Source organism: Protofrankia sp. CiP1_Cm_nod4 (assembly GCF_982290645.1).
In genome coordinates this window covers 3,502-6,296 of record NZ_CEVIVC010000113.1, presented here as the reverse complement: position 1 = coordinate 6,296, position 2,795 = coordinate 3,502, and the positions used below count along the sequence as shown (strand labels likewise).

At 74.4% G+C, this 2,795-nt stretch carries 1 protein-coding gene; it reads left to right on the top strand.

Going from position 1 to position 2,795, the window contains the following annotated elements; translation table 11 throughout:
- Positions 1-30: 30 nt before the first annotated feature.
- On the top strand, positions 31-2,795 hold a 2,765-nt coding region (locus tag AC5LSR_RS18230; protein ID WP_493468723.1), incomplete at its 3' end, for a SpvB/TcaC N-terminal domain-containing protein.

Below are 2,795 nucleotides of genomic sequence, written 5' to 3'. Positions count from 1 at the left end.
CGGTTATGGTCAGGCGCTGAGGAGGCGCTGGTGGACGACCGTCACGTGCCGGACGACCGGGTGAGCCGGGCCAGCACCGACACGACGACGGGTCCGGCCGCCGCCGTGTCACGACAGGCCGCGCCGCCCGGGCCACCGGTTGACCCGCTGAAGCTGACCCTGCCCAGGGGCGGGGGCGCGCTGCGCGCCATGGGCGAGAAGATGAACCCGGTGTCGACGCACGGCACGGCGGGATTCTCGGTTCCCGTGCCGGTGCCGCCGGGGCGCGGCGGTCTGCGTCCCGAGCTCACGCTGGCCTACTCGTCGGCGGCGGGTAACTCGGTGTTCGGTCTCGGCTGGGACATCGGCCTGCCGTCGGTGACCCGCGGGACCGAGAAGGGGCTGCCGCGCTACCTCGACGACGACCGGTTCGTGCTCGCGGGCGCGGAGGACCTGGTGCCGGTGGACGGCGGTGCCGGCCTGGTGCCCGCGGCGGCGCCGGCCGCCGTCCCGTTCGGCGGCAGCGGTGTGCTGACGTTCCCGGCCCGGTTCCGGCCGCGGACGGAAGGCGCGTTCGCCCGGATCGAACGGCACGCCGTCGCCGGCAGCGGGGAGACGTTCTGGTCGGTGCTGTCCGCGGGGAACGTGCTGACCGTGTTCGGCCGGAGCGCGCAGGCCCGGGTCAGCGACCCCGACGATCCCGGCCGGGTGTTCGAGTGGCTGGTCGAGGACGTCTTCGACGACCGCGGCAACCGCGTGCACTACCGCTATGTGGCCGACGACGACGCCGGGGTGGACACGACGGCGGCGCACGAGACGCACCGGGCGGGCCGTCCGCAGGCCCGGCGGTACCTCAAGGAGATCGCCTACACCGTCGGCACGCCGGTGGCCGACCGGTTCACCGCGCCGCTGATCGACCATGCCGACCCGCACTGGCGCGCCGCGTTCCGCTTCCTCGTCGTCTTCGACTACGGCGACCACGGCGATCGCGACGACCACGGGGGCCCGGCCGGCCCGCTGCCCACCCGGGCGTGGCCGGCGCGGGCCGACGCCTTCTCGTCCTACCGCTCCGGGTTCGAGATCCGCACGCGGCGCAGATGCGAGCGGATCCTGGTCTTCCACCAGTTCCCGGCCGAGCTCGGCGTCCCGGCCAGCCTGGTCAGCGCGACGGAGCTGGGCTACGGGGAAGCGGGCTCCCCGGACGGGGCGGGCTCCCCCGGCGGTGGCGCCTCCGACGGGCTCGTGGCCACCCTCCGTTCGATCACCCAGGTCGGCTACGGCGGTGACACCGGGATCGACGGCGGCGACGGCGGCGACGGTGGCGGCGACGGTGGCGGCGACGGCGGCGCGGCCGGTCCTGGCGCGGGCGGTCCGGTCGCGGGCGCCGGCGCTGGTGCCGGCCAGCGGCTCCCTCCGATCACGTTCCGTTATCGTCAGTGGGCGCCCTCGCCGCGGGTCCGTGAGCTCCCCAAAAGCTCCTACGACGGCCTGCCGGCCGGGCTCATGCCGCCGTACCAGTGGGTGGATCTCGACGCCGACGGCGCGGCCGGGGTCCTCGTCCAGGCGGGCGGTGGCTGGCAGTACCGGTCGAACCTGGGTGCGGGCACGCTCGCCCCGCCCCGGCCGGTGCACGCGCACCCACAGTCACCGCCTGACGTCCAGCCGTCGTTCGGCCACCTCTTCGGCGACCACCGGCTCACCGTCCTGGTCCGGGACGGTCGCACGCCCCGCTATTCGGTACGTGACCCGGACGGCCAGCGGTGGGCGCCGTTCGCCACGTTCCCGCGGCATCCGGTGCTGGACTGGGACGATCCCGACCTCCGCCAGGTCGACCTGGACGGGGACGGGCTGCCCGACCTGCTGCGCACACTCGGTGACACGCTGGAGTGGTATCCCTACCTGGGCCAGGAAGGCTGGGACACCGCCCGCCGGGTCACCCTCGGCCCGGACGAACGCCGCGCGCCGACAGTCGTCCTCCGCGACGCCCGGCACGCGGTGTTCCTCGCGGACATGTCCGGTGACGGCCTCGAGGACCTGGTACGGGTCGGCGACGGCGCGGTCCGCTACTGGCCGAACCTCGGCTACGGCCGGTTCGGCCCGATGGTGACGATGTCGCGGCCACCGTCCTTCGACCCGTACGACGAGTTCGACCCGGCCCGTGTGCACCTGGTGGACGTCGACGGCACCGGCCCGGCGGACCTGGTCTACGTCGGCCGGCGCGGCGTGTCGTACTGGCCGAACCTGGCCGGTAACCGGTGGGGAGCCGAGTTCACCATCACCGGGCTGCCGGTGGCGGACCACGTGGCGTCGGTGGCGTTCGTCGACCTGTTCGGCGCCGGGACGCGCTGCCTGGTCGTCTCCTCGTCGCTGCCGGACGCGGCCGGTGTCTCGCTGCGCTACGTCGACCTCATGCCGGATGGCAAGCCGTACCTGCTGACCGGGGTGGACAACCACCGCGGGCTCACCACCGAGATCACGTACAGCACGTCCACCCGGTACGCGCTCGCCGACCGCCGCGCCGGCCGGCCGTGGCGCACCCACCTGCCGTTTCCCGTCCACGTCGTCGCCGCCGTCACGACCACCGAGCACACGACCGGGGTGGCCACCACCCGCTCGTACCGTTACCGGGACGGGTACTTCGACGTCGCCGACCGGGAGTTCCGCGGTTTCGGGTACGTGGAGGTGGCCGACGTCGACCGGTACACCGCCCTGTTACCGGCCCCCGACAGCCCCGGCGCTCCCGGCGGCCTGCCCGTCCCGGAGCCGACGGCGTTGCCCCCGGTGGTCACCGCGACCTGGTACCACACCGGTTCCCC